Here is a 24,724-nt window from a genome sequence, read left to right as displayed (position 1 = left end):
CCGTGCAGATCGAATATGCCGAGGTTGCGGTTGACGCCCTCGCCGCACGGACGGCAAATGCCGGCAATGATGATTTCGTCGGCCAGAATCGAAAGTACGCGCGAATGAGCCAGCGCCAGCTTCCGATCATCCTGGCGCTCGGCACCACGCAGACGCTGGCCTGGGCCTCGAGCTATTATCTGCCGGCCCTGCTCGCCGATCCCATGGCGCGCGACCTCGGCGTCTCCTCCAACTGGATCTTCGGCGCGTTCTCGGCTTCGCTGGTGATCTCGGCGATGCTCGGCCCGCGCATCGGGCGGCAGATCGATCTCGTCGGCGGCCGGCAGGTGCTGTCGGTCTCGAACCTCACCATCGCGGCCGGCCTCGTGTTGCTCGGCGTCTCGCAGTCCGTCGCGGTCATGGCGATCGCCTGGCTTGTGCTCGGCGTCGGCATGGCGATGGGCCTCTACGACGCCGCCTTCGCCGCGCTGGGGCGGATCTACGGCACCGAGGCGCGCCGGCCCATCACCGGCATCACGCTGATGGCGGGGTTTGCCTCCACCGTCGGCTGGCCGCTCACCGCCTGGGGCCTCGCCCATATCGGCTGGCGCGAGACCTGCTTTGCCTGGGCGGCCGCCAATATCCTGATCGGCCTGCCGCTCAACTTCTTCGTGCTGCCGGCGATCAAGGGCGCCAGGCAGGCGGCGGCGACCGCCGAGAAGCCGCATCTGCCGCTCGACCGCACCATGCTGCTGCTCGCCTTCATCTTCGCGGCGGTCTGGACCGTCACCGGCGCCATGGCCGCGCATTTCCCGCGAATCCTGGAGACGACAGGCGCGACGCCCGCCGAGGCCATCGCCGCCGGCGCGCTGATCGGCCCGGCGCAAGTCGGTGCACGCATGCTGGAGGCCGGCTTCCTCAGCCGCTTCCATCCGCTGTGGTCGACGCGGCTTGCCTGCCTCACCCACCCGATTGGCGCGGTGATCGTGGCGATCTTCGGCGGCGCCGCGGCGAGCGCGTTCGCGCTGTTCCACGGCTCGGGCAACGGCATCCTGACGATCGCGCGCGGCACGCTGCCGCTGTCGATCTTCGGTCCGAAGGACTTCGGCTACCGTCTCGGCATCATCGGCGCTCCCGCACGCATGGCGCAGGCGGTGGCGCCGCTGGCCTTCGGCCTCTTGATCGACCTCATGGGCGCCAAGGTGCTGATCGTCTCCTCCGCGCTCAGCCTTTCGGCGCTGGCCGCGCTGTTCCTGATCCGCACCAGGCCGCGGCCGGATTGACCGGCCCCGAGCTTTCGCGCACAAGCGGGCCATGAGCGACGACAACGATCCGCCCCGCACCTTCAAAGGCCTGTTGCGCTGGGCAACCACGCCGCCGCAGGCCTGGGGCGTCTACCTCCTCGCCGTCCTCCTGGTCTGGCTGCTCTCGTTCTACGCCGGCACGCTGAAGCCGAAGAAGACGCCGGAAGCGAGCCCGCCGGGCGTGACCGCGCCGAAAGGCTGATCCACCGCTAATCGTAAAACTCCGGCGCCATCTTCTGGCTGTCGCGCTGGGCCTTGTCGTGGTTGATCCAGAGCTGCGCCTTCTCCTTGGCCAGAGTGTCGGCGATCTTCTGCATCGAAGCCGTGGTCTGGCCCTTGTCGACGTTCATGCCGGGGACGCGGCGATTGTCCCAATTATCCCTGAAGTGCACGGCGTCACCGGACAGCACCACCGCGCCGGTCTTGGGCAGTTTCACCAGCAGCGACTGGTGCCCGGGCGTGTGGCCGGGCGTCGACAGGATGGTCATGCTGCCGTCGCCGAAAACGTCCTTGTCGCCGGTGAGCAACTCGACGGGGTGCGAGGGCTTGAAGCGCGGCGAATTGTTGGCGCCGGGCCAGTCATATTCGGCCTTCTGCACGTAGAGCATCGATTGCGGAAACAGCTCCACATTGCCGGTATGGTCCGGATGGGTGTGCGAGACCGCCATGGCCTTGACGTCGTCGGGCTTCACGCCGAGCTGCTCGAGCTGGGCGGCAAGCGTCTTCGGCCGGCGCCAGGTCACGGCCTTGGGATCGGCGGGCGCAAGACCATTCGGCATCGCGGCGACGGCATCGGCGATGCCGGTGTCCCACAGGAACCAGCCCTTGGCGTGCTTGATCAGATAGCAACTGTCGACGAAGTCCATCGTCTTGCCTTCGTTCAGCCCGGGCGTCCAGCGCGAGATGTCGCCCGCGGTGCCCTCCCCGCAATTGAGCACGTAGAGCTTTTCGACGCCGGCCGATTGCGCGAGCGCCGCCGGGCCTGACAGCGCCAGTGCGGCAATGGCGAGAGCGAGCTTGGTCCTGCGCATCCTTGGTCCTCCCTGGCGGCCACGAGGCCGCGACTTGGCATCAACGTCGGATCAACCCCGGTCCGACGGCAGAATTCCCGCGAAGACCAGCGTCAATGCAGGCAGGTCTCGACCTCCACCGTGACATGGCTGAGGCCCTTCAGCCCGGCGAGCCGCCGCTTGTAGATAGCAGGCGTCTTCGGCTTGTCCGACACCACCGAGAGCAGCACGGCACAATGGCCGGGGCCGACCTGCCACAGATGCAGATCGGTGACGCGGTCGTCGCCGACCTCCATGCGCGCGCGGATCACCCGCTCCAGCTTCTCGTCGGCGCGCACGTCGAGCAGCACCGCGCCCGACGACTTGACGAGGCCGAACGCCCAAGCCCCGATCACCACGCTGCCGATCAGGCCAACGGCCGGATCGGCCCAGACCCATCCCGAATACATCGCGACCGCAAGCGCGGCGATCGCCAGCACGGAGGTCGCAGCATCGGTCATGACATGGACATAGGCCGCGCGCAGATTGTTGTCGTGATGATGGTGGCGATGGCCGTGATGATCGTGGTCATGATCGTCATGCTCATGGCCGTGCGCGTGCCCGTGATGGTGATGATCATGGCTGTCGCGCAGCAGCCACGCGCTGGCGAGGTTGACGCCGAGGCCGAGGGCGGCCACCGCCATGGCCTCGCCATAGACGATCGGCACCGGATTGATCAGCCGCAGCACACTCTCATAGGCGATCTCGACCGCGATCAGGCCGAGGATGATCGCGCTGGCGAAGGCCGCGAGATCGCCGAACTTGCCGGTGCCGAAGGTGAAATGCGCATTCCCCAGGTGACGGCGCGCGAAGCGATAGGCGAAGGCGGCGATGCCCAGCGCGGCCGCATGCGTGCCCATGTGCCAGCCGTCGGCGAGCAGCGCCATCGAGCCGAACACCGAGCCAGCGACGATCTCGCCGACCATCATGACCAGCGTCAGCACCACCACAAGCCAGGTGCGCCGCTCGTTCTCGTCGTGCTTCTCGCCGAGAAACGCGTGGTCGTGGGTCCATTGTTCGATGGAATGCGAATGCATCGAATTCTCCAGGAGATTCAGCTCTGTTGAGCCTAGTATAGACCGCGGGGCCGCACTTTTCGAAGGTCCAATCGCTCCCTTGGATTGACAGTGCTTCTTAGTTTCGCTGTAATCTGCGCCATGGGGATTTGAGCGATCTCCCCACGAGGCGACATGCCCAAGTATCGCGTCCCGTCTGATTTATGCGAGGACGCATCATGGCTACGTTCACGACCATATCATCCGATAAATTGGCGCGCCTGATCGGCACGGCCAACGCGCCTGTGCTGATCGATGTCCGCACCGAGGAGGATTTTGCCGCCGACCGGCGGCTGATTCCCGGCTCGATCAAGCTGAGCCACGAGACCGTCGCGGAATGGGGCGGCGAGTTTGCCGGCCGCTCCGCGATCGTCTCCTGCCTGCGCGGCGCCAAGCTGGCGCAGGGCACGGCCGCCTGGCTGAGGCAACTCGGCGCCGAAGCCGAAACCCTGGAAGACGGTTTCGAGGGCTGGAAGGCGGCCAAGCTGCCGCTGGTCGACGCCCGCAAGCTGCCGCCGCGCGATGCCAAGGGACGCACAATCTGGGTCACGCGGGCGCGGCCGAAGGTCGACCGCATCGCCTGCCCCTGGCTGATCCGGCGCTTCGTCGACCCCAACGCGGTGTTCCTCTATGTGGCGCCGTCCGAGGTGGTCGCGGTCGGGGAACGCTTCAACGCGGCGCCCTTCGACATCGAGAACGTGTTCTGGAGCCACCGCGGCGAGCTCTGCACCTTCGACGTCATGATCGAGGAGTTCGGCATCGCCACGCCGGCTCTGCTCCGGCTCGCGACGCTGGTGCGCGGCGCCGACACTGCTCGGCCGGACCTCGCGCCGGAAGCGCCGGGCCTGCTCGCGGCCTCGCTCGGGCTGTCGCGCATGTATGATGACGACCTCGAACAGCTCGAGGCCGGCATGACGCTGTACGATGCCTTCTACCGCTGGTGCCGCGACGCCACGGCCGAGACCCACAACTGGCCGACCAACAAGGTGAAGGCGTAATGGACATTCGTAACGTTCAAGCAGGAGCTGATGCCGGTCACGGCATCAGCTTCGGCGATGCGTTCCGCGTCTGGCTTCGCGTCGCCTGTCTGAGCTTCGGCGGGCCCGCGGGCCAGATCGCGGTGATGCATCGCATCCTGGTCGAGGAGAAGAAGTGGATCTCCGAAGGCCGCTTTTTGCATGCGCTGAACTATTGCATGCTATTGCCGGGCCCGGAGGCGCAGCAGCTCGCCACCTATGTCGGCTGGCTGATGCACCGCACCGCCGGCGGGCTGATGGCGGGCGGGCTGTTCATCCTGCCCGGCATCATCGCCATCATGGGCCTCAGCTACATCTATGCGGCTTTCGGCAATGTCAGCTTCGTCGAGGCATTGTTCTTCGGCCTCAAGGCCGCCGTGCTCGCCATCGTCGTCGAGGCGGTGGTACGCGTCGGCAAGCGCGCGCTGAAGAATCGCATCATGATCGCGCTGGCGGCGATCGCCTTCGTCGCGATCTTCTTCTTTGCGGTGCCCTTCCCGATCATCATCATCGCCGCCGGCCTGATCGGCTATGCCGGCGCGCGCAGCGGCCGGCCGGAGTTCGCCCCGGCCGGTCACGGCCATGGCAGCGGCGGCGCCGCGATCGACAGCATGCTCGGCGAAGCCGTGCCCGAACACGTCAAGCCCAACACGGCGCGCGAGATCCGAACCGGCGCGTTGTGGTTGGCGCTCTGGCTGGTGCCTGTCATCGTGTTGTTGCTTGCCCTCGGACAAGGCAACGTCTTCAGCCAGATCGCGCTGTTCTTTTCCAAGATGGCGCTAGTCACCTTCGGCGGCGCCTATGCCGTGCTGGCCTATGTCGCCCAACAGGCGGTCGAGCATTATCATTGGCTGAAGCCGCACGAGATGCTGGATGGCCTCGGCATGGCCGAGACCACGCCGGGCCCGCTGATCATGGTGCTGCAATTCGTGGGCTTCATGGCGGCCTATCGCGACCCCAGCGGCCTGTCGCCGATGTTCGCGGCCACGCTCGGCGGATTGCTCGCGACCTGGGTCACCTTCACGCCCTGCTTCCTGTGGATATTCGTCGGCGCGCCCTATATCGAGCGCCTGCGCGGCAACACCGGCCTTGCCGGCGCGCTCAGCGCGATCACCGCCGCCGTGGTCGGCGTGATCCTGAACCTCTCGATCTGGTTCGCCCTGCACACGCTGTTCCGCGAAACAGTGCCGGTGCATGCGTTTCCGCTGAACTTCGACATGCCGGTGCTCGGGAGCGCCGACGTGCCGGCACTGGTGCTCTCGATCGCGGCGGCGACCGCGATCTTCAGGTTCAAGCTGGGGATGCTGACGGTGCTGGCGGGGAGCTGCGCGGCGGGCGTGGCGCTGAGGTTGTTAGGGGTGATTTAGGGCCTTGGCGCGAAGGATGGGTCGAGCCCTCGCGAAACCCACCCTGCCTCGTCGTCGGCGGAGGGGTTGATGGGTTCGCTTACGCTCCACCCATCCTACGAGCTGGACCGCCGACCCGGAGGCGCGGCCAAGGGACCGCTCGCCCTCCAACGGACAGCGCGGCGGTCCCACAGGTTCAACGTCAATTTGCGAAGCGCTCTCAGCGGCTCTTCTTTTTCGCTAACCGATCAACGCATACCCGCATATCGTAGTTTCTAGCCTCCTGCGCTGCTCCCGTCAGCGAACCAAATGGGCCATGCTTTGCGTACGACTGTTTGCAGCATGCCAGCGGAAAGCTTGCGGTGCATTGGGATAAATCTTGCGCCGAAGCTTCCGACAGCAATAGTTGAGAGCAGATCGAAGCGAGGGCAAGCGAAATAGACCCGCGTAACATTCAGCGGCCTCCTTACTCAAAAAGTTTAGTGATCAACTCGCTCAGTTAAGTCGTGGGCAGGCCCTTCCTAGCGAGACAGGCGCGCACCTTTTTGGCGGGCCCCTCTGGCACCCTGTAGGCACTCCAGTCCGCGCGAGTATAACCGGCGGCGGTCACGCAGTCGGTTACGCCTTGTTCTCTCTTTCTGGCCTGATCCACGCTGGTGCCGTCACGCTGAGCTTGGCACACAGGATCGTGGTGACATACGACGCGGGCGTGAGCAGACGTCAGCCCGGCCGACACGACGAAAAACGCGGAAGCGACAATCATTGATTTCATAATACACCCCCAAGTTGACAACGGCGACCGTAGCCTTCGAGAATGGAACCTTCAACCCCAGAGCGCAGGGGTCAGCCAGATTCTAAGCGTTCGCTCCCTTCGGAGGGATTGATGGGGTTCGCTTACACTCTACCCATCCTACGAGCTACCCATCCTTGGAGCTAACGTAGCCTCGCTTTTGCTGCGACGATCGAGCGCGTCGTTAGGGTGGATCAGTGTCGTATTTTCAGTGAATTCCCGCATCCTTCCCGCACGCGTCTGTCGGACTCCCACCGCGTGGGAGAGGCAGCAAGGAGCGCATATGCGGCCAAGTGTTCATTTGGACGGCTTGCGCGCCTCGTCTCGCGCCAACCGCTCCGCTCTCAGACGCTTGTGGTTTTCATGAAACTGGGGATCGGCTTGACTATCCGCGATCGACTGCCGCGCTGCGTTCGGGTTTTGCGCCCTGCGGTCGGCTTCATCGGCGATCTGCTGCTCGGCTGAGCGTTTCGATTTGGTCATGACTGGATCCTTGCACCCGTAGATTTGACGCGGCGAGAGTTTAGGTGTGGGCCACAAGTGTTGATCACCCCGTTTGCCGTGAGAGCTTCGGCCGCCAACGAGAGCCGCGGCTTCGGTCGAGGCAACTCGGATCGCAAAAGGACGGGCAGACGTTTACCGCAGCCATAGGTCAGACGGACGCGATGGCCGGACGGATTTCATCTCACTTGGCGTAGCCCTGTGACCGGAGCCAAGAAATCCGACGCTCTCCGTTCATCCAATCGTCGATTTCGGCTTTGCTCGCGAAGCCGGTTATTTCTCGGGGTTCTGAGCCTGGATACTCGGCGACGATGACCCAGTCGCCCTCAGATTTACGAAGCGGTTTGAAGCTCACTCTTATTTTTGCCATGCCGAACTATGGAGGAAAGTGGGCAAAAAGGAAACCTCGTCGAGCCCTTTTGAGCAACTTGCCGCCGGCGGCCGGAACGCGACTCCAGCGTAAAATGCTTAAAGCGGGGCCTTTTCGCCGGGGTTAGCTTCCATTGCCAGGAACAACTTACCTTGGATGAGAGCATGACCGACCTTTCCATCGATGCGCGGCTCTCCTCGGCGGCGGGCTCGGCCTGACACTTTATCAGGTTATGCTCGGAGGGGCGCAGGGCTCCGCGCGCAAATGGTCATGCTGTCGCTCGCAACGGCGTTGTTCTTCCCCGTGCTGGCGCAAGCTGCCGTCGGGCAAAACAGCTCAGCCATTCCGACGAGGCCGCCTGCCAACCCCTTCCTGCAAAAATATTCCACTTTACCGAAATTCGGATTTGTCGCACAAGCAAACCACCCTGGCCCGAGACAAGGGGCGGATCGCGATCGTCACGAACGGCGGACAGGTCGCTACGCTCGCAACGACGCGGAGAGAACCGCGAACACCGTCGTTGCCGCGCTACCGCATCATCATCCGCGCGATCGCCTCCCCGATCACCACCGTCGTGAAATGCGTGTTGGCGCGGCAGTCGGACGGCATGATCGAGGCGTCGGCGACGCGCAGACCCGAGATGCCCTTCACCGAGCCATCAGGGTTGACCACGCCGTCGGCATCATTGATGCCGCTCATCCGGCAGCTGCCGGCAGCGTGCTGGATGTCACCGGTCTCACGGCGCAGCACCGCGTCGAGCTCGTGATCCGGCAGGGCGGCTGCCTGCGGCAGCGTCAGGTCGGTATCGGCGAGCCGGATCCAGTCGGCGATGCCCGAAAGCGCCGGCTGCGAGGTGATCACCGCGAGCCGCCTCACCGCGTCGATCATGCGCAGCATGTCGCGGGGATCGGCGAGCATGTTCTCCTCGACGACAGGATCGATCGCGGGATCGGTCGAGGCCAGCTTGAGCGTGCCGCGGGAGTAGGCGTTGAACAGCCCGGCGCCGATCGCGCCGGGCACGCCGATGCCGCGGTGATTGAAGGCGATCAGGATCATGTCGCGCTTGCCGCCGTCCGCAAGGCCCGAGGAATAGGTCACGCAGCAATTGGTGTGGCGCGTATCAGGATCGGTGGGCCGCAGGTTCTCGTGGAGCTGGATGGTTGCGCGAAACAGCGGGTGATCGAAATAATGCTTGCCGACCGGCAGATCGCGCTCGACCGCAATTCCCATTTCCTTCAATTCGTCGGCCGGCCCAATGCCCGAGCGCAGCAGGATCGCCGGGCTATGGATCGCGCCGGCACACAGCACGATCTGCCGCGCGCTGATCTCTTGGGTGCCCTGCCCCTCCACGTGAACGCGGACGCCGGTGGCGCGGCCGTCGCTGATCAGGACGCGATCGACCAGCGCATGGCCGCGGATCTCGAGGTTAGGCCGGCCGCGCGCGGGCTCGAGATAAGCCTCGTTGGTGCTGATGCGGCGCAAGTCGCGGCTGTTGATGGGATAGCAGGCGACGCCCTCACCGTCGGGACCGTTGAGGTCCGTGCACCAGGGATAGCCGCTCGCCAGCGCCGCGTCCCGCAAGCCGCGGTCGATCGGTCCCCATTTTTCCGGCGGCGCGCGATAGACCGGCAGCGGACCGCCGCGACCGTGGCCCTCGGCATCGCCGAATTCAAAATCGTCCTCGATCACGGAGAACAGCGGCATCACGTCCTTCGCCGACCAGCCGGTGCAACCATGGGCGGCCCATTCGTCGAAGGCATCGGCAACACCGCGGATCGCGATCTGGCCGTTCATCATCGAGGAGCCGCCGAGCCCCTTGCCGCGCCAGTAGAAGCGCGGCTGCTGCCCCGCCACCCGGCGCGACAGCAGATCAGGCCACTGCCATTTCTCCTGGTACTTGCGCTTGTGGATGATCGGGATCGGATTCGGCGTCCGCACCTCCCACGGCGCCTCATCGGCACGCCAGTCGAGCCCGGCTTCGAGCAGCAACACGCGCCGCGCGCGATCCTCGGAAAGCCTTGCGGCCACAGCAGCGCCGGCGGAGCCGCCGCCGACAACAATGACATCGTACATCGCGCTCATTCTCGACATTCCAGACCACCGGCGTCGTGGACGGTATCAGACGGTGCTAAGCGGTGGAATGCGAATTGGAGAGCGGCGCTGTCGCAGCCCGTGAGCGCAGGTGCGCGTGCCCTGGACGCAGCGCAGCGCCACTTCAGCGGTGCGCTGCAGAGCCGCAGCCCATGTCTCCCAGCCACCTGTACAGCGTGGGTCCCGACTCTGCGCAGCAGCGTTGCACGCTGCAGCGCGTCCGGGACACTAAACACCCTACCCGATCGCCTTGCCGAACTTGTTCGACTTCGGGAAACCCTTCGGCGGCAGGCGGCCGGCGTCGGCGCGGGTGCCCTTCCACTCGGCAAGCTCCTTCATGGTCGCGGAGAATTCGCGGCCCGCGGAGTCCTTCCAGGTCAGGCCGGCCTTGGCCTCGAACACGGCGACGTCCGAGAGGCCGCCGTCCTTGTACTTCTGCAAGCGCACGCCGCGGCCGCGCGCCATTTCCGGCACCTGGTCGAGCGGGAAGACCAGCATCTTGCGGTTCTCGCCGATCACGGCGACGGTGTCGCCGATCACTTCCGTGATCGCGCGCGCCTCGTTCGGCATGTCGACGTTGAGGACCTGCTTGCCCTTCTTGGTGGTACCGACGCAATCGTCCTCGCTCACCACAAAACCCTGGCCCTCGTGGCTTGCGACCAGGAATTTGCGTCCGCCCTTGTTGACGAACAGCGCGACGGGCGCCGCCTCCTGCTCGAGGTCGATGAAGAGGCGGATCGGTTCGCCATGGCCGCGACCGCCCGGAAGCTTGGCGACATCGAGCGTGTAGAACTTGCCGTTGGTGGCGAACAGCAGCAGTTTCGAGGTGGTCTCCGCGAAGAAGGCAAAGCCGAGCTTGTCGTCCTGCTTGAAGGCGAGGCCCGAGAGATCCTCGACATGGCCCTTCATGGTGCGGATCCAGCCCTTGTCGGAGACGACGACCGTCACCGGCTCGCGCTCGACCAGGGCTTCCTCCATCGCGGCGAGATCGTGCTCGGGAGCGTCGGCGAAGGTGGTGCGGCGCTTGCCGAGCGGCGTCTTCGGCCCGAACATGTCGCGGACCTTGCCGACCTGCTCGCCGACCTTCTTCCACTGCTCGGCCTCGGAGGCGAGCACCGCGTTGATGCCCTTGAGCTCGGCACGGAGGTTCTTGTCCTCGGTGCGGATCTCCATCTCCTCGAGCTTGCGCAAGGAGCGCAGGCGCATGTTGAGGATGGCTTCGGCCTGCACCTCGGTGAGCTTGAACTCCTTCATCAAGGCCGGCTTCGGCTCATCCTCGGTGCGGATGATCTTGATCACCTTGTCGATGTTCAGATAGGCGATCAGGAAGCCGCCGAGCACTTCGAGCCGGTGCTCGATCTGCGCCTTGCGATAATTGCTGCGGCGGATCAGGACATCGCGCAGATGGTCGAGCCATTCGCGCAGGCACTCCGCAAGTCCCACCACCTTGGGGACTCGGCCCTTGATCAGCACGTTGAGGTTCAGCGGAATCTTGTTTTCGAGCTCGGTGAGCCGGAACAGCGATTCCATCATCAGCGCGGGATCGACGTTCTTCGACTTCGGCTCGATCACGATGCGGACGTCTTCGGCCGACTCGTCCCTGATGTCGCCGACCAGCGGCAGCTTCTTCTGGTCGAGCAGCTCCGCGACCTTCTCGATCAGCCGCGACTTCTGCACCAGGAACGGGATCTCGGTGACGACGACGACCCAGGTGCCGCGCGCGCCCTCCTCTTGCGACCAGCGCGCGCGAACGCGGAACGAGCCACGGCCGGTGGTGTAGGCCTCGGCGATGGCCTGCTTGGAGTCGACGCAGATGCCGCCGGTCGGGAAGTCTGGGCCCTTCACCCACTTCATCAGGGCCCTGGATTTCGCGTCGGGCTTCTCGATCAGATGCAGCGCGGCCTCGCAGAGCTCGGCGGCGTTGTGCGGCGGGATCGAGGTCGCCATGCCGACCGCGATGCCCTGCGCGCCGTTGGCGAGCAGGTTCGGGAAGCCGCCGGGGAGCACGACCGGCTCCTTCGACTGGCCGTCGTAATTGGCGCGGAATTCGACGCCGTCCTCGTCGATGCCCTCGAGCAGAAGCCGCGCGACGTCGGTCATGCGCGCTTCGGTGTAGCGATAGGCGGCCGGATTATCGCCGTCGATATTGCCGAAATTGCCCTGGCCGTCGACCAGCGGGTAGCGCGAGGAGAAATCCTGCGCGAGGCGCACCATGGCGTCGTAGATCGCCTGGTCGCCGTGCGGATGGAACGAGCCCATCACGTCGCCGACGATCTTCGCGGATTTCTTGAAAGCGGTGCCGGGGTCGAGCCTGAGCAGGCGCATGCCGTAGAGGATGCGGCGGTGGACCGGCTTCAGGCCGTCGCGCGCGTCGGGCAGCGCGCGGTGCATGATGGTGGAGAGCGCATAGGCGAGATAGCGCTCTTCCAGCGCTTCCTGCAGCCGGACCTCGTGAATTTCGGCCGGTTCTTCCGGCGGAACGATTCGTTTTCCCATGCCGCCCGGTTAAACCGTGGAAGGGAATCGGGCAAGGATGGATTGTTCCCCTGGCCCGCCTAGTGGCCGGCCCAGCCGGCTGTCACGGTCTGCGTCTTGTCCGGGACAGGGGCCGGCATATTGGTCAGGCAACGCCGGGCGGCCTCGATTTCGGCCTCCGTGGCCCCCTTCGACCGCGCCCATGTCTCTGCAGCGGCAGCGGAATATTTGGCCACATAGTACCGGACGACGGTGCAGGATGCCCGGCGAAACACGCCGGGTTGCGGCTCGCCGGCCATTGCATCAGGCGCGAACGCGAGCAGCGCCGCGGACAAGGCGAATCCCTTGATCAACATTTAGGCTGTCCCCGTTGTGGAACCCGAAGGCCAATTCCGCTCGCCTGGATTTCGTTCCCTGGAACTGCATGTTTGAGGGAGATTGCAGAGTCCCGTTTCACTCATGGCGCGGGAATCGTTGCCCTCGCCTGTTGCCGGGTCAGCGCATTGATGAAGCCGGCGCGCGCATCGGAATGGCCCTGCCCGCGCGGCTCAAGCACATGGCGGAGCAGGAACAGGCCGGTGAGCCGAAAGCCGTCCTGGAGATCCTGGTCGGTCAGGTCGCTGGCAGTTTCGCCATGGCGCAGGAACGGGGGCAGCCGCAACAGCCGATCCCGCCACGGCTCGCCCGCCCCGCGCGACACCGCCCCGCCGGACTTCGGCGAGACATAGATGAGGTCCGTGGTCTCGCCGGTCACCGCGCAATTCTCCAGCGCCAGTCCGAAGCCGAGCTCGGCGAGCATCGCCAGCTCGAAATGGATCAGGTGCACGGCGGCACCGCCGATGTCGTCGAAATCATCCAGCGAATGCTCGAGCAGCGCAAAGATCTCCTCGTGCGGGTCGCGCTCCGGCAGCAGCCGCGCAATCGAGGCGAGATGCGTGACGCCGTAGACCCCATGGGAGGATCCCAGCAACGTGGCCGCGCGCAGCTTCAGTCCCTCGATCGCGTAAGTGCCGAGATGCTCGTCGAGCCGCGCCCGCCACACCGCGCTGACGCTGTTCCCCGGCTGCAACAGCGGCCGCATCCGCGAGCCGGCACCGCCCCGCACCAGACCGAGATGCCGGCCATGCGCGCGCGTGAGCAGCTCCACGATGGCGCTGGATTCGCCATGCCGCCGCACGCCCAAGACGATGCCTTCGTCGGTCCATTCCATGGGATCGAGTGTAGCGGATTTCGCCCGTTAATCGTAGGGCGGATTGGCCGAAGGCGTAATCCGCCAATAGCTCGTGCACATCAAACGGCGGATTACGCTCCGCCAATCCGCCCTACGGCACCGCGCAAGACCTCACGCGTTGAACCAGCCCTGCGCGTCGCCGCTGAAGGAGAAATACAGGCCCATCGTCGTCAGCACGCAGGACACGATCTCGATGGCGCTGTCGAGCTCCAGGCCCTTCTCGCCGATGATCTGGCCGAGCGAGATCACCGACAGCACCAGCGCCGCCGCCAGCACAAAGCGCGGCCAGTTCTTGCGATGATGCGCCGCCAGCCTGACGAAATAGACGAGGAGCAGGATCATGCCACCGGCGAGCAAGGTCTGCGTGGTAATCATCCGCTCGGTCATCTCGGCGCTCGGCGTGCGGTCCTGCACCGCCACCGACAGGGCGTCCAGCATCAACGATGCATAGAGCAGCGCTTCGAAGCGCCTGATGTTGCTGGGCACGCTCATCGGATACCGATCGTTTCTTGGTTATTCTCTCGGGAAGTCCAGGCCCATCTCGCGGTAGCGATCGGGATCGTCGCCCCAGTTCTCGCGCACCTTGACGAACAGGAACAGATGCACCGGTACGTCCAGGATCTGCATCAGCTCTTTCCGCGAGTCCGCGCCGATCGACTTGATGGTGGCGCCGCCCTTGCCGAGCACGATCTTGCGTTGGCTTTCGCGCTCCACGAAGATCGTTTGCTCGATCCGCACCGACTTGTCCTTGCGCTCCTCCCACTTGTCGGTCTCGACCGTGGACTGGTAGGGCAGCTCCTGGTGCAGCTTCTGATAGATCTTTTCGCGCGTGATCTCGGCCGCCAGCTGCCGCATCGGCGCGTCCGACATCTGGTCCTCGGGATAGAGATACGGCCCCGGCGGCACCATTTCCGCGAGCGTCTTGCGGATGTCGTCGACGCCGTCGCCCGAGATCGCCGCGATCATGAAGGTCCGCGCGAACTTCATGCGCTCGTTGGCGGCCTGCGCCAGCGCCAGCAGCTTCTCGCGCTGGACCAGGTCGACCTTGTTGATGACCAGAATCTTCTCGTGATTGACGCTCGCCGCCTTGGTGAGGATCGCCTCGGCCTCCTCGTCGATCCCGGTCTTGGCGTCGAGCAGCACGCAGACGAGATCGGCATCATGCGCCCCGCTCCAGGCGGTCGAGACCATGGCGCGGTCGAGCCGGCGCTTGGGCAGGAAGATGCCGGGCGTGTCGACCAGGATGATCTGCGCATTGTTCTCGATCACGATGCCGCGGATCAGCGCGCGCGTGGTCTGCACCTTGCGCGAGACGATCGTGACCTTGGCGCCGACCAGCGCATTGACCAGCGTGGACTTGCCGACATTGGGCGCGCCGATCAGCGCAACGAAGCCGCAGCGCGTTGCCGTCGGCGTCTCGCCGCTTGCTTCAACCGTCATTGCCGCCGCCAACACCTTCACGCGCGATCATCACTGAAGCTGCCACCTTCTCCGCTGCGCGCTTGCTGCCGCCGATGCCCTCCGCCGGCGCGAGCCCCGGCAGATCCACCGCGACGCGGAATTGCGGATCGTGATGCGGGCCGGTGCGCTCGACCTCGCGGTAAACCGGCGTCGGCAGCCCCTTGCCTTGCGCCCATTCCTGCAGCACGGTCTTGGGATCGCGCAACGGACGGCGCGGCTTGTGCATGCGCTCGGTCCAGTTGCGTTTGACGAACTCGGACGCCGCCGCGTAGCCGCCGTCGAGGAAGACGGCGCCGATCACGGCCTCGCAGATGTCGCCGAGGATGGATTTGCGCAGGCGCGCATCGGCGCTGGAGCCGACCGAGCCGAGCTTGATGTCGTCGAGCAGGCCGAGCGACTTGGCGACGTCGGCGCAGCTTTCCTTGCGCACCAGCTCGGCAAGGCGCTTGGAGAGCTCGCCCTCGTCGGCGTTCGGGAAGGCATGATAGAGCATGTCGGAGACGACGAGCCCGAGCACGTGGTCGCCGAGGAATTCCAGCCGCTGGTAGCTGTCACCGCGCTTGCGCCCGGACTTCAGCGCCGAGACGTGCGTGATCGCCTGCATCAGCATGTTCGGGTCGCTGAAGCTGTGGCCGATGCGGGCCTCGAGCGCCGCGTTCGCATCGGTGCCCTTGGCCTTGCTGCTTCGCGCGCGCTTCTTCTTGGCAGGCGTCTTCGGTGCAGCTTCGCTCTCAGGAGCGGCTTGCGCCTCGGTCGGTTGGATCGGGATGTCCTTGGCTTCGTCTTTCATCGGACGATTTTGAAGAAGCGATTCCAGCGTACTGCCCACGGCCAGCGCCAGAACATCCAGGCATGCTCGCCTTCGGCGATGGAGAAGAAGATCATCTGGGCGCGACCGATCAGATTCTCCTGCGGCACATAGCCGACCTGGCCGAGAAAGCGGCTATCGGTGGAGTTGTCGCGGTTGTCGCCCATCATGAAGAAATGGCCCGACGGCACGGTGTAGACATTGGTGTTGTCGACGTAGCCGTTGTCGGCGCAGTCGAGCGTCTCATAGGACACGCCGTTCGGCAGCGTTTCCTTCCAGCGTTTCACCCGGGAGATGCCGCCGCCTTCCGAGCCGCAGGGCTCCTCGCCGACATATTCGCTCATCCGCTGCCGCTCGACCGGCGTGTCGTTGATGTAGAGCAGCCCGTCCCGCATCTGGATGCGGTCGCCGGGAAGACCGATCACGCGCTTGATGTAATCGGTGGAATCGTCCTTCGGCAGGCGAAACACGACGATGTCGCCGCGCTGCGGGTCCGAGCCCCAGATCCGCCCGGAGAACAGGTTCGGTGAAAGCGGGATCGAATAGTGGCTATAGCCGTAGGAATATTTCGAGACGAACAGATAGTCGCCGACCAGCAGCGTCGCCTTCATCGAGCCGGACGGGATGTTGAAGGGCTGGAACAGGAAGGTGCGGATCACCAGCGCGATCAGGAGAGCGTGGATCACGACCCGGACCGTTTCGCCGACGCCGCTTTCAGTTTTCGTTCCCGAAGTCACGCTCATTGCTCTCTCAATTCCGGCCGGCGATCACAGAGCGCCCTCCTCCCGCGAACGGCCCACCGGTTCGCGGCGCAAGGAGATTGTCCTGATTCTGATAGTGAGGGCCAATTCCGGCGTAAAGCCGAATTCGCCCAGGCTGATTTGCGTCCGCGGACTTTTAGACGGTTGTCGGAGGCCACGCAATCAAGGATCGCATCAAAATTGGGTAAGGCGTTGATTCGTAACGAAAATCGCAGAAATCCCGGCGCCCCGTCAAGGTTTCGGCAGCGGCACGGCGGAAATGATGACGAAGGCCTGCGCCAGCGGCCAGTCATCGGTGATCGACACGTCGATCCGCGCCTCGAAGCCATCAGGCGTCAGGGCCTGGAGCCGGGCCAGGGCGCCGCCGGTCAGCTGCATGGTCGGCCGTCCGCCCGGCAGGTTGACCACCCCCATATCGCGCCACCACACCCCGCGCCGGATCCCGGTGCCGAGCGCCTTGGAGCAGGCCTCCTTGGCGGCGAAGCGCTTGGCGTAGGTCGCCACTACCATCTTCTCGTTCTTGGCGCGGCGCTCCGCCTTGGCCCGCTCCGCCGCGGTGAAGATGCGGTCGAGGAAGCGCTCGCCGTGCCGCTCAATCACCTTCGCGACGCGGGTGATGTCGATGAGGTCGGAGCCGATGCCGATGATCACGCCCGGCTCCGTCCGCGGTCCATCGCCGCGCGCATGCTGCGGACGGTCTCGGCAAGACCGACGAACAGCGCCTCGCCGATCATGTAATAGCCGATGTTGAGCTCCATGATCTCAGGCAAGCCTGCGATCGTCTCCGCCGTCGCATAGTCGAGCCCGTGCCCGGCATGGACCTCGAGGCCGGCGGCCTTCGCGAGCTTCACGCCCGCCACGATCCGCTGCCATTCGGCCTCGGCCTTGGCGGTGTGGCCGTCGGTCACGGCGTCGCACCAGGCGCCGGTGTGGATCTCGATCACGGGCGCACGCAGCTTCGCCGCCATCGCGATCTGGGCGGGATCGGCGGCGATGAACAGCGAGACGCGAATGCCGGCATCGTTCAGCCGCGCGATATAGGGCGCGAGCGCGTTGTGCTGGCCGACCACGTCCAGCCCGCCTTCGGTGGTCACCTCCTGCCGGCGCTCCGGCACCAGGCAGACCGCGTGCGGCCTGGTGGCGAGCGAGATCCGCATCATGTCGTCGGTCGCCGCCATCTCGAAATTGAGCGGCTTGGAGATCTCGGCCTTCAACCGCGCCATGTCCTCGTCGCGGATGTGCCGGCGATCCTCGCGCAAATGGGCGGTGATGCCGTCGGCGCCGGCCTCGATCGCCAGCAGCGCCGCCCGCACCGGATCGGGATGGCGGCCGCCGCGCGCGTTACGCACGGTTGCGACGTGATCGATATTGACGCCGAGGCGAAGCTTCGATGCGGGCATTTCAGAACTCACGAAATCAGAGAGACCGGCGCATGCGATATGCGCCTATCCATTAACACGTTCGACTTTGGCGACGACCGCCTTCGCGCGCAGCTGGGCCAGGATCGCGCTCAAATGCTTGAGATCGTAGACTTCGAGATCGATCGTCGTCTCCGTGAAATCAGGCGAGCGGCGCTGCATGCTGATATTGTCGATGTTGCCGTCGTGCTCGGCGATCACGGTCGCGATCTGCGCCAGCGCGCCGGGCTCGTTGACGTTCTCGACCCTGATGCGGGCCGGGAAGCGCTGCGGCGCGGAGTCCTCGATGTCCCAGCGGACGTCGAGCCAGCGCTCCGGCTCCTCCTCGAAATCCTTCAGGGCCGGCGCCTGAATCGGGTAGATCGTGATGCCCTCGCCCGGCGTGACGATGCCGACGATGCGATCGCCCGGCACGGCGCCGCCGTTCGGCGCGAACTTGATCGGCAGGTCGGAGTTGATGCCGCGGATCGGAATCGCGACCGGGCTGCGCGGGGACTCCGACGACTTCTCCTTGAGCTTGGCGGCAAGCCCCTTCTTGACGCCGTAGCGCGCAATGCGCTCCTCCTTGTAGTCGGGATACATCGCACGTGCGACGTGGGAGGCCTTGATCTCGCCGCGCCCCACGGCCGCCATCACGTCCTCGATCGAGGTCCGCGCCAGCCGCGGCAGCGCGCCCTTGAGCTTGTCGTCGGCATATTCGATCTTGGCGCGCTCGAACAGGCGCTCCACGATGCGGCGGCCGAGACCGGCATATTGATCGCGCACCGCGGTTCGCGTGGCGCGGCGGATCGCGGCACGCGCCTTGCCGGTGACCGCAAGAGTCTCCCAGGCCGAGGGCGGCGCCGATTGCGCTTCCGAAGTCAGCACCTCGACCTCGTCGCCGTTCTGCAGCTCCGAGGACAGCGGCGCGAACTGGCCGTTGATCTTGCAGCCGACCGCGCTGTTGCCGACGTCGGTGTGCACGGCATAGGCGAAGTCGATCACGTTGGCATGGCGCGGCAGCGCGATCAGCTTGCCCTTCGGCGTGAAGCAGAACACCTGGTCGTGGAACAGCTCGAGCTTGGTGTGCTCGAGGAATTCCTCGGGATTGGCGCTCTCCGAGAGGATGCCGATGGTGTGGCGCAGCCAGGCGAACGCATTGGACTCGCGCTTGAGGAATTCGGTCGGCGATCCCACGCCCTCCTTGTAGAAGACGTGCGCGGCGATGCCGCGCTCGGCGATCTGGTCCATCGCCTCGGTCCGGATCTGCAGCTCGACGCGCTGGTTGCCGGGGCCGATCACCGTGGTGTGGATCGAGCGGTAGTCGTTCTGCTTCGGCGTCGAGATGTAGTCCTTGAAACGACCCGGCACGACCGGCCAGGTGGTGTGGACGATGCCCAGCGCGCGATAGCAGGCCTCGATGTCGTTGACGACGAGGCGAAAGCCGAAGATGTCGGACAATTGCTCGAAGCCGACCGACTTGCGCTCCATCTTGGTCCAGATCGAGAATGGCTTCTTGCGGCGGCCGTAGACCCGCGCCCCCAGGCCCCTGTGGCGCAGATTGTTGGAGAGCTGGTCCTCGATCTCGCCGATCAGATTGCGGTTGCGTTCGGCGAGCGCGTCGAGGCGCTGCATCACCACCGAATAGGCTTCGGGATCGAGGGTGCGGAAGGACAGATCCTCCAGCTCCTCGCGCATTTCCTGCATGCCCATGCGCCCGGCCAGCGGCGCGTAGATGTCGAGCGTCTCCTCGGCGATGCGCCGGCGCGATTCCGTCGGCACGAAGTCCAGCGTGCGCATGTTGTGCAGACGATCGGCGAGCTTGACCAGGAGCACGCGGACATCGTCGGCGATGGCCAGCAGCAATTTGCGTAGATTCTCGGCCTGCTTGGCCTCCCGCGAGACCAGCTCCAGCCGCTTCAGCTTGGTCAGGCCCTCGACCAGCGCACCGATCTCCGGCCCGAAGATCTGGTCGATCTCGGCCCGCGTCGCCTCGGTGTCCTCGATCGTGTCGTGCAGCAGCGCGGCCACGATGGTGGCGTCGTCGAGCTTCAGATCGGTGAGAATCGCCGCCACTTCGAGCGGGTGCGAGAAATACGGATCGCCCGAGGCGCGGGTTTGCGAACCATGCGCCTTCATCGCGTAGACATAGGCGCGGTTGAGCAGGTCTTCGTTGGTGTTGGGATTGTAGGACCTGACGCGCTCGACGAGGTCATATTGACGCATCATGCGCGCGCGGGACTTGGCCGGGCGGGCGACCGGCGCAGTCGGGGCCACGGCAACCGATTCGGTTGCGGCCTGCATCTGCGTGGATCTGCGGCGCCGATATACCATGCCGTCCTGCCTTCAAACGAGCCTGGGCCGGCCCGTTGCATACATCTTAGCTCCGATCGCGCGTGTGTCCGATCAATTCGGTGACAGGACGCATCGCCAACCACAACGCTATGGTAACCACGAAAACGTCAACAAAAGCAAAGGCCCGAACAATGGTTCGGGCCTTCGATAAAATCACAGGACATCGAGGATCGCGACGGACGATTTACTCGTCTTCCTCGGGCTGCTCCTCGGGTGGCGCAAGGCCTTCGAGACCCTTCAGGAGCTCCTCTTCGGTCATGCGCTCGACGGCGACTTCGGTATCGTCGGCATCGACGCTCGCACCCGCGGAACCGATCAGCGGCACCGTATCCGGCTCGGGCTCGTCGACCTCGACGAACTTCTGGAGCGAGTGCACCAGCTCCTCGCGGAGGTCTTCCGGCGAAATGGTCGTGTCGGCAATTTCGCGCAAAGACACAACAGGGTTCTTGTCGTTATCGCGGTCAACCGTTAGTTGTGAACCGGACGAAATCATGCGGGCACGGTGGGCGGCCAGCAGGACCAGGTCAAACCGGTTGTCGACCTTGTCGATACAATCTTCTACGGTGACGCGAGCCATGGACTGTCGCTCCGTTGTGGGTGGGACGAAATATGTGGATGATTGGGGCTAGTTATAGGGGCCGGGCCGGTTTCGCAAGGCCAATTTGTGATTTGGCCTCGCCAAACGGCTCTGCTACCCCCACATTGGGGCTGGGATGGGTGGTTTCCCGGGCTGCCATCGAGGGCGGCGCCGGGTGTATGCAAGTCCGCCATAACTATACCTTGATTGCCCCGACTTCTCCGGATTTGCGGTTTCGACGGGTCTGAGCGGCACTCTAGAAATGCGCGGCCTGCTGTCGCCGCGCCAACAATAAAACGATCAATCACGAACACTACGCGAGCAACTGAATGTCACCTTCTCCTACCAACAAGATCGCGCTCTTCATCGATGGGGCCAATCTCTACGCGACAGCCAAGACTCTCGGCTTCGACATCGATTACAAGCGCCTTCTGAAGGAGTTTCAGGGCCGCGGGACGCTGCTCCGGGCGTTCTACTACACCGCCATCATCGAGGATCAGGAATACTCCTCGATCCGCCCGTTGATCGACTGGCTGGACTACAACGGCTACACCGTCGTCACCAAGGCGACGAAGGAATTCATCGACGCCTCCGGCCGCCGCAAGGTCAAGGGCAACATGGATATCGAGCTCGCCGTGGACGCCATGGAGCTCGCCGAGCACATCGACCAGATGGTGCTGTTCTCCGGCGACGGCGACTTCCGCTCCCTGGTCGAGGCCGTGCAGCGCCGCGGCGTACGGGTCACGGTGATCTCCACCATCGCCAGCCAGCCGCCGATGATCGCCGACGAGCTGCGCCGCCAGGCCGACGTCTTCACCGACCTCGTCGAGCTGCAGTCCAAGCTCGGCCGTGATCCGTCCGAACGCCCCGCCCCGCGCGACCGCGGTGAGCGCGAGGCCCGCCACCACGCCCCGCAATTCCTCCAGCGCGCAACCACGATGGCGCCGAGGGGCGATGACGACTTCGAGGAGTGAGGCGGCCCGGCCAGGCCGCCAGCCTCCCACCGTCGTTCCCGACCGTGATTGTCCGCTCTGTCCGCGCCTGGTGGCCTTTCGCGAGGCCAACCGCGCTCGCGAGCCCTTGTGGCACAATGCGCCGGTTGCGCTCTTCGGCGACATCAAGGCGCGCCTTTTGATCGTCGGCCTCGCGCCAGGGATGCAGGGCGCCAACCGCACGGGACGGCCGTTCACCGGCGATTATGCCGGCGACCTGCTCTACGCCACACTGCTCGAATACGGGTTCGCCGAGGGGACCTATCAGGCGCGTCCCGATGACGGCCTGAAGCTGGTCGACTGCCGGATCGCCAACGCCGTGCATTGCGTGCCGCCGCAGAACAAGCCGCTGCCGGTCGAGATCAACACCTGCCGGCAATTTCTGGTCGCCAACCTCGAGGCGATGCCGAAGCTGCGCGCGATCATCGCGCTCGGGCGAATTGCGCACGACAGCGTGCTCAAGCCGCTGAAGCTGAAGGCCTCCCAAGCCCCCTTCGGCCATGGGGCCGTGCATCAGGCCGGCGCCTTCAAGCTCTACGACAGCTATCACTGCTCGCGCTACAACACGAACACCGGCGTGCTGACGCCGGACATGTTCCGGTCGGTGTTCGCGAAGGTGAAGGCAGACCTCGACTAGCGCCTTGGTTCAGGCTTCGGCCGAATGGGCCTTCAGCCAGTCCAGCACGTCGCCGGCGTTCCGGTCGGGCGGAAACACGGGATAGAACACGTGCGTGATTCTGGCGTCGTCGATAACGAGCGCGAGGCGCTTGATCAGCGTCAGCCCCGCGACCTCCATCGTCGGCAGCTTCAGCGCGTGCGTGAGCGCCAGCTTGTCGTCGGACAGCACAGGAAACGGCAGATGCAGCCGTGAGGCCATCTCGGTCTGGTATTCGTTGCTCTGGGTGGAGAGGCCGAACACGTGGGCGGCACCGGCGGCCTTCAGCTCGGCGTACAGATCGCGAAACGCACAGGTCTGCGGCGTGCAACCGCGCGCACCGGGGATCATGTCCCAATCGTCCACCAGCGCGATCTTGCCGGGCTCGCCGGTACGCGGATAGGCGAACACCACAGTCCGGCCGCGCAGTGCCGACAGGGTGACCGAGGTGTCGTTGGTCGCGAGCAGGCTGATTGGAGGCAACACCAAGCCTGTGAGATGCGCGGTCGCGCCGTCATCGACGGGTGGGGGAATCTGGCTCCAATCGACCTCGAGCAGGTTCCGCTGAGTCATCTCGTCAACCCCTCGCCCGCATCAGGCGCCCCTTCTCCCGGCTCCAGTCGCGCTTCTTCTCAGTCTCGCGCTTGTCGTGCAGCTTCTTGCCCTTTGCAACTGCCAGCTGCAATTTGGCGCGGCCTCGCTCGTTGAAATAGAGCTTGAGCGGGATCAGCGTCATGCCCTCGCGGTCGACGGCGCCCATCAGCTTGTTGATCTGCCGGCGGTGCAGCAGCAGTTTTCGCGGCCGCTTCGGCTCGTGATTGAAGCGGTTTCCTTGCAGATATTCCGGAATGGTGGCGTTGATCAGCCAGATCTCACCGTCCTTGGAATCGGCGTAGGATTCCGCGATCGTGCTCTTGCCGTTGCGGATGGACTTGACCTCGGTTCCGGTCAGCGCAATCCCCGCCTCGATCGTATCCTCGATCGCGTAGTTGAAGCGGGCCTTGCGATTCTCCGCCATGACCTTGATTGGACGTTCGTTTTTATCGGCCATGAGAGAACAAACCCGGTGGAGATGCGCAGCAAAGCTAACAGTTCGGATGAAGCGCGCGCGTCACTTCTTGAGGAGGTCGCGAATCTCGGTCAGCAGCTCGACCTCGGCCGACGGCTTCGCCGGCGCGGCGGGTGCCGCCTCCTCCTTGCGCTTTAGCGTGTTCATGGCACGGATCACCAGGAACAACACGAAAGCGACGATGATGAAGTTGATCGTGAGCGTCAGGAAGCTGCCGTAAGCAAGGACAGCGCCTTGCTTTTTCGCATCCGCCAAGTTGGTGGCGGTGACCGTCTTCGACAAGGGGACGAAGTAGTTCGAGAAGTCGAGGCCGCCGGTCGCGGCGCCGATGATCGGCATTATGATGTCGCCGACCAGCGATGTGACGATGGCGCCGAAGGCCGCACCGATGATGACGCCGACCGCGAGATCGACGACGTTGCCCTTCATGGCGAATTCGCGGAACTCCGTGAGCATCCGCCTGCCCTTTTCGTCAACGCTCATGGACGGGCTCCCCGATATGCTGGCGCGTCAGTTGATCAGGCCAGCGTGCACCATGGCGCTGCGCACCGCAACGCGTGTCGGCTCGGTGACCGGCACCATCGGCAACCGCAGCGTCTCGTCCAGCTTGCCGAGCAGCGACATCGCGTACTTGATCGGCGCCGGGTTGCTCTCGATGAAGAGGTTGTTGTGCAGCGGCATCAGCTTGTCGTGCAGCTTCAGCGCGGTGGCGTGGTCGCCCCTCGCCCAGGCGGCCTGGAACTCCGAGCACAAGCGCGGCGCGACGTTCGAGGTCACCGAGATGCAGCCGTGGCCGCCATGGGCCATGTAACCGAGGATGGTCGCATCCTCGCCCGAGAGCTGGTTGAAGTCCTCGCCCATCGCCGCGCGCTGCTGCGACACCCGGACCATGCTGGCGGTGGCGTCCTTGACGCCGGCGATGTTCTTCAGCTCCCACAGCCGCTTCATGGTGTCGACCGACATGTCGATCACCGAGCGCGGCGGGATGTTGTAGATGATGATCGGAATTCCGATCGCGTCGTTGATCGCCTTGAAGTGCTGGTACATGCCTTCCTGGGTCGGCTTGTTGTAGTAGGGCGTCACCACCAGCACGGCGTCCGCGCCCGCCTTCTCGGCGTGCTGGGAGAGCTCGATCGCCTCCTTGGTCGAGTTGGAGCCCGCCCCCGCGATCACGGGCACGCGGCCCTTGGCTTCAGCGATGCACCATTCGACGACCTTCTTGTGCTCGTCATGGCTGAGCGTCGGGCTCTCGCCGGTGGTGCCGACCGGGACCAGGCCGTTGGTGCCTTCGGAAATCTGCCAGTTGACCAGCGAGCGGAACGCCGCCTCGTCCAGCGACCCGTTCTTGAACGGCGTGACCAAGGCGGTGAACGACCCCCGGAATTTCGTCTTGGCTGCCATGGACTTCCTCCGTACGCGGCTATCTCTCGAGCAAGCGCCAT

25 protein-coding genes are annotated in these 24,724 nt (G+C 64.9%); 6 read left to right on the top strand and 19 right to left on the bottom strand.

Annotated elements, in window-relative coordinates; genetic code table 11:
* Positions 1-104 precede the first annotated feature (104 nt).
* Positions 105-1,262, top strand: a complete 1,158-nt coding sequence (locus tag XH83_RS15045) for an MFS transporter (protein WP_194408272.1) — start codon at positions 105-107, stop codon at positions 1,260-1,262.
* A gap of 31 nt (positions 1,263-1,293) precedes the next feature.
* Positions 1,294-1,485: a hypothetical protein gene (locus XH83_RS15040; RefSeq protein ID WP_194407732.1), complete on the top strand. Its 192-nt coding sequence runs from the start codon at positions 1,294-1,296 to the stop codon at positions 1,483-1,485.
* A 7-nt stretch (positions 1,486-1,492) separates the two neighbouring features.
* Here the strand turns inward: XH83_RS15040 and XH83_RS15035 are convergent, their stop codons facing one another.
* Positions 1,493-2,314 (bottom strand): N-acyl homoserine lactonase family protein, encoded by an 822-nt coding sequence (locus XH83_RS15035; protein WP_194407731.1) that lies wholly within the window; start codon positions 2,312-2,314, stop codon positions 1,493-1,495.
* A 92-nt stretch (positions 2,315-2,406) separates the two neighbouring features.
* On the bottom strand, positions 2,407-3,369 hold the full coding sequence (gene dmeF, locus XH83_RS15030) for a CDF family Co(II)/Ni(II) efflux transporter DmeF (protein ID WP_194407730.1): 963 nt from the start codon (positions 3,367-3,369) through the stop codon (positions 2,407-2,409).
* Between the two features lie 197 nt (positions 3,370-3,566).
* On the opposite strand from dmeF, the gene XH83_RS15025 reads away from it, so the two are divergent.
* Positions 3,567-4,385, top strand: a complete 819-nt coding sequence (locus XH83_RS15025) for a chromate resistance protein ChrB domain-containing protein (protein WP_194407729.1) — start codon at positions 3,567-3,569, stop codon at positions 4,383-4,385.
* The gene (chrA, locus tag XH83_RS15020; RefSeq protein WP_194407728.1) at positions 4,385-5,770 is read left to right on the top strand and encodes a chromate efflux transporter; all 1,386 of its coding nucleotides are present in this window, start codon (positions 4,385-4,387) and stop codon (positions 5,768-5,770) included. The genes XH83_RS15025 and chrA overlap by 1 nt, the downstream gene beginning before the upstream one ends.
* 1,066 nt (positions 5,771-6,836) lie before the next feature.
* Here the strand turns inward: chrA and XH83_RS15015 are convergent.
* From XH83_RS15015 to rpoZ, 13 genes are all read right to left on the bottom strand, one after another.
* Entirely contained in the window at positions 6,837-7,022 is a 186-nt protein-coding gene (locus tag XH83_RS15015) for a hypothetical protein (RefSeq protein WP_194407727.1), read from the bottom strand.
* Between the two features lie 916 nt (positions 7,023-7,938).
* Positions 7,939-9,483 (bottom strand): GMC family oxidoreductase, encoded by a 1,545-nt coding sequence (locus XH83_RS15010; protein ID WP_194408271.1) that lies wholly within the window; start codon positions 9,481-9,483, stop codon positions 7,939-7,941.
* Between the two features lie 255 nt (positions 9,484-9,738).
* On the bottom strand, positions 9,739-11,997 hold the full coding sequence (parC, locus tag XH83_RS15005; protein WP_194407726.1) for a DNA topoisomerase IV subunit A: 2,259 nt from the start codon (positions 11,995-11,997) through the stop codon (positions 9,739-9,741).
* A 59-nt stretch (positions 11,998-12,056) separates the two neighbouring features.
* Positions 12,057-12,332, bottom strand: coding sequence for a hypothetical protein (locus tag XH83_RS15000; RefSeq protein WP_194407725.1), 276 nt, complete (start codon positions 12,330-12,332; stop codon positions 12,057-12,059).
* 101 nt (positions 12,333-12,433) lie between these two features.
* Positions 12,434-13,186: a DNA repair protein RecO gene (gene recO / locus XH83_RS14995; protein WP_194407724.1), complete on the bottom strand. Its 753-nt coding sequence runs from the start codon at positions 13,184-13,186 to the stop codon at positions 12,434-12,436.
* A gap of 132 nt (positions 13,187-13,318) precedes the next feature.
* Positions 13,319-13,699, bottom strand: coding sequence for a hypothetical protein (locus XH83_RS14990; protein ID WP_194407723.1), 381 nt, complete (start codon positions 13,697-13,699; stop codon positions 13,319-13,321).
* Positions 13,700-13,720: 21 nt separating this feature from the next.
* Complete coding sequence (gene era, locus XH83_RS14985; RefSeq protein ID WP_194407722.1) at positions 13,721-14,647, bottom strand: GTPase Era; 927 nt, start codon at positions 14,645-14,647, stop codon at positions 13,721-13,723.
* Positions 14,637-15,458, bottom strand: a complete 822-nt coding sequence (rnc, locus tag XH83_RS14980) for a ribonuclease III (protein WP_194407721.1) — start codon at positions 15,456-15,458, stop codon at positions 14,637-14,639. Before rnc ends, era begins: the two co-directional genes overlap by 11 nt.
* Positions 15,455-16,219, bottom strand: coding sequence for a signal peptidase I (gene lepB / locus XH83_RS14975; RefSeq protein ID WP_194407720.1), 765 nt, complete (start codon positions 16,217-16,219; stop codon positions 15,455-15,457). The genes rnc and lepB overlap by 4 nt, the downstream gene beginning before the upstream one ends.
* A 249-nt stretch (positions 16,220-16,468) precedes the next feature.
* The gene (gene acpS / locus XH83_RS14970) at positions 16,469-16,888 is read right to left on the bottom strand and encodes a holo-ACP synthase (protein ID WP_194407719.1); all 420 of its coding nucleotides are present in this window, start codon (positions 16,886-16,888) and stop codon (positions 16,469-16,471) included.
* The gene (locus XH83_RS14965) at positions 16,885-17,637 is read right to left on the bottom strand and encodes a pyridoxine 5'-phosphate synthase (RefSeq protein WP_194407718.1); all 753 of its coding nucleotides are present in this window, start codon (positions 17,635-17,637) and stop codon (positions 16,885-16,887) included. Before XH83_RS14965 ends, acpS begins: the two co-directional genes overlap by 4 nt.
* Positions 17,638-17,682: 45 nt before the next feature.
* Positions 17,683-19,968, bottom strand: a complete 2,286-nt coding sequence (locus XH83_RS14960; RefSeq protein WP_194407717.1) for a bifunctional (p)ppGpp synthetase/guanosine-3',5'-bis(diphosphate) 3'-pyrophosphohydrolase — start codon at positions 19,966-19,968, stop codon at positions 17,683-17,685.
* A 205-nt stretch (positions 19,969-20,173) separates the two neighbouring features.
* Complete coding sequence (gene rpoZ, locus XH83_RS14955; RefSeq protein WP_008133017.1) at positions 20,174-20,566, bottom strand: DNA-directed RNA polymerase subunit omega; 393 nt, start codon at positions 20,564-20,566, stop codon at positions 20,174-20,176.
* Positions 20,567-20,895: 329 nt separating this feature from the next.
* On the opposite strand from rpoZ, the gene XH83_RS14950 reads away from it, so the two are divergent.
* Together XH83_RS14950 and XH83_RS14945 are read left to right on the top strand one after the other, a co-directional pair.
* Complete coding sequence (locus XH83_RS14950) at positions 20,896-21,540, top strand: NYN domain-containing protein (protein WP_028135957.1); 645 nt, start codon at positions 20,896-20,898, stop codon at positions 21,538-21,540.
* On the top strand, positions 21,521-22,195 hold the full coding sequence (locus XH83_RS14945) for a uracil-DNA glycosylase (RefSeq protein WP_194407716.1): 675 nt from the start codon (positions 21,521-21,523) through the stop codon (positions 22,193-22,195). Before XH83_RS14950 ends, XH83_RS14945 begins: the two co-directional genes overlap by 20 nt.
* A 9-nt stretch (positions 22,196-22,204) precedes the next feature.
* On the opposite strand, the gene XH83_RS14940 is transcribed toward XH83_RS14945, so the two are convergent.
* Genes XH83_RS14940 through dapA form a run of 4 tightly spaced genes read right to left on the bottom strand, consistent with a single transcriptional unit; the run spans position 22,205 to position 24,683 of the window.
* On the bottom strand, positions 22,205-22,786 hold the full coding sequence (locus XH83_RS14940) for a peroxiredoxin (protein ID WP_194407715.1): 582 nt from the start codon (positions 22,784-22,786) through the stop codon (positions 22,205-22,207).
* Between the two features lie 4 nt (positions 22,787-22,790).
* Complete coding sequence (smpB, locus tag XH83_RS14935; RefSeq protein ID WP_027530006.1) at positions 22,791-23,264, bottom strand: SsrA-binding protein SmpB; 474 nt, start codon at positions 23,262-23,264, stop codon at positions 22,791-22,793.
* A 60-nt stretch (positions 23,265-23,324) separates the two neighbouring features.
* The gene (mscL, locus tag XH83_RS14930) at positions 23,325-23,738 is read right to left on the bottom strand and encodes a large conductance mechanosensitive channel protein MscL (RefSeq protein WP_194408270.1); all 414 of its coding nucleotides are present in this window, start codon (positions 23,736-23,738) and stop codon (positions 23,325-23,327) included.
* 54 nt (positions 23,739-23,792) lie between these two features.
* Positions 23,793-24,683, bottom strand: a complete 891-nt coding sequence (dapA, locus tag XH83_RS14925; RefSeq protein WP_194407714.1) for a 4-hydroxy-tetrahydrodipicolinate synthase — start codon at positions 24,681-24,683, stop codon at positions 23,793-23,795.
* Positions 24,684-24,724: the final 41 nt, after the last annotated feature.

It is taken from the genome of Bradyrhizobium sp. CCBAU 53351 (genome assembly GCF_015291745.1).
Taxonomy (GTDB): domain Bacteria; phylum Pseudomonadota; class Alphaproteobacteria; order Rhizobiales; family Xanthobacteraceae; genus Bradyrhizobium.
This window is presented reverse-complemented; position numbering and strand designations above follow the sequence as displayed.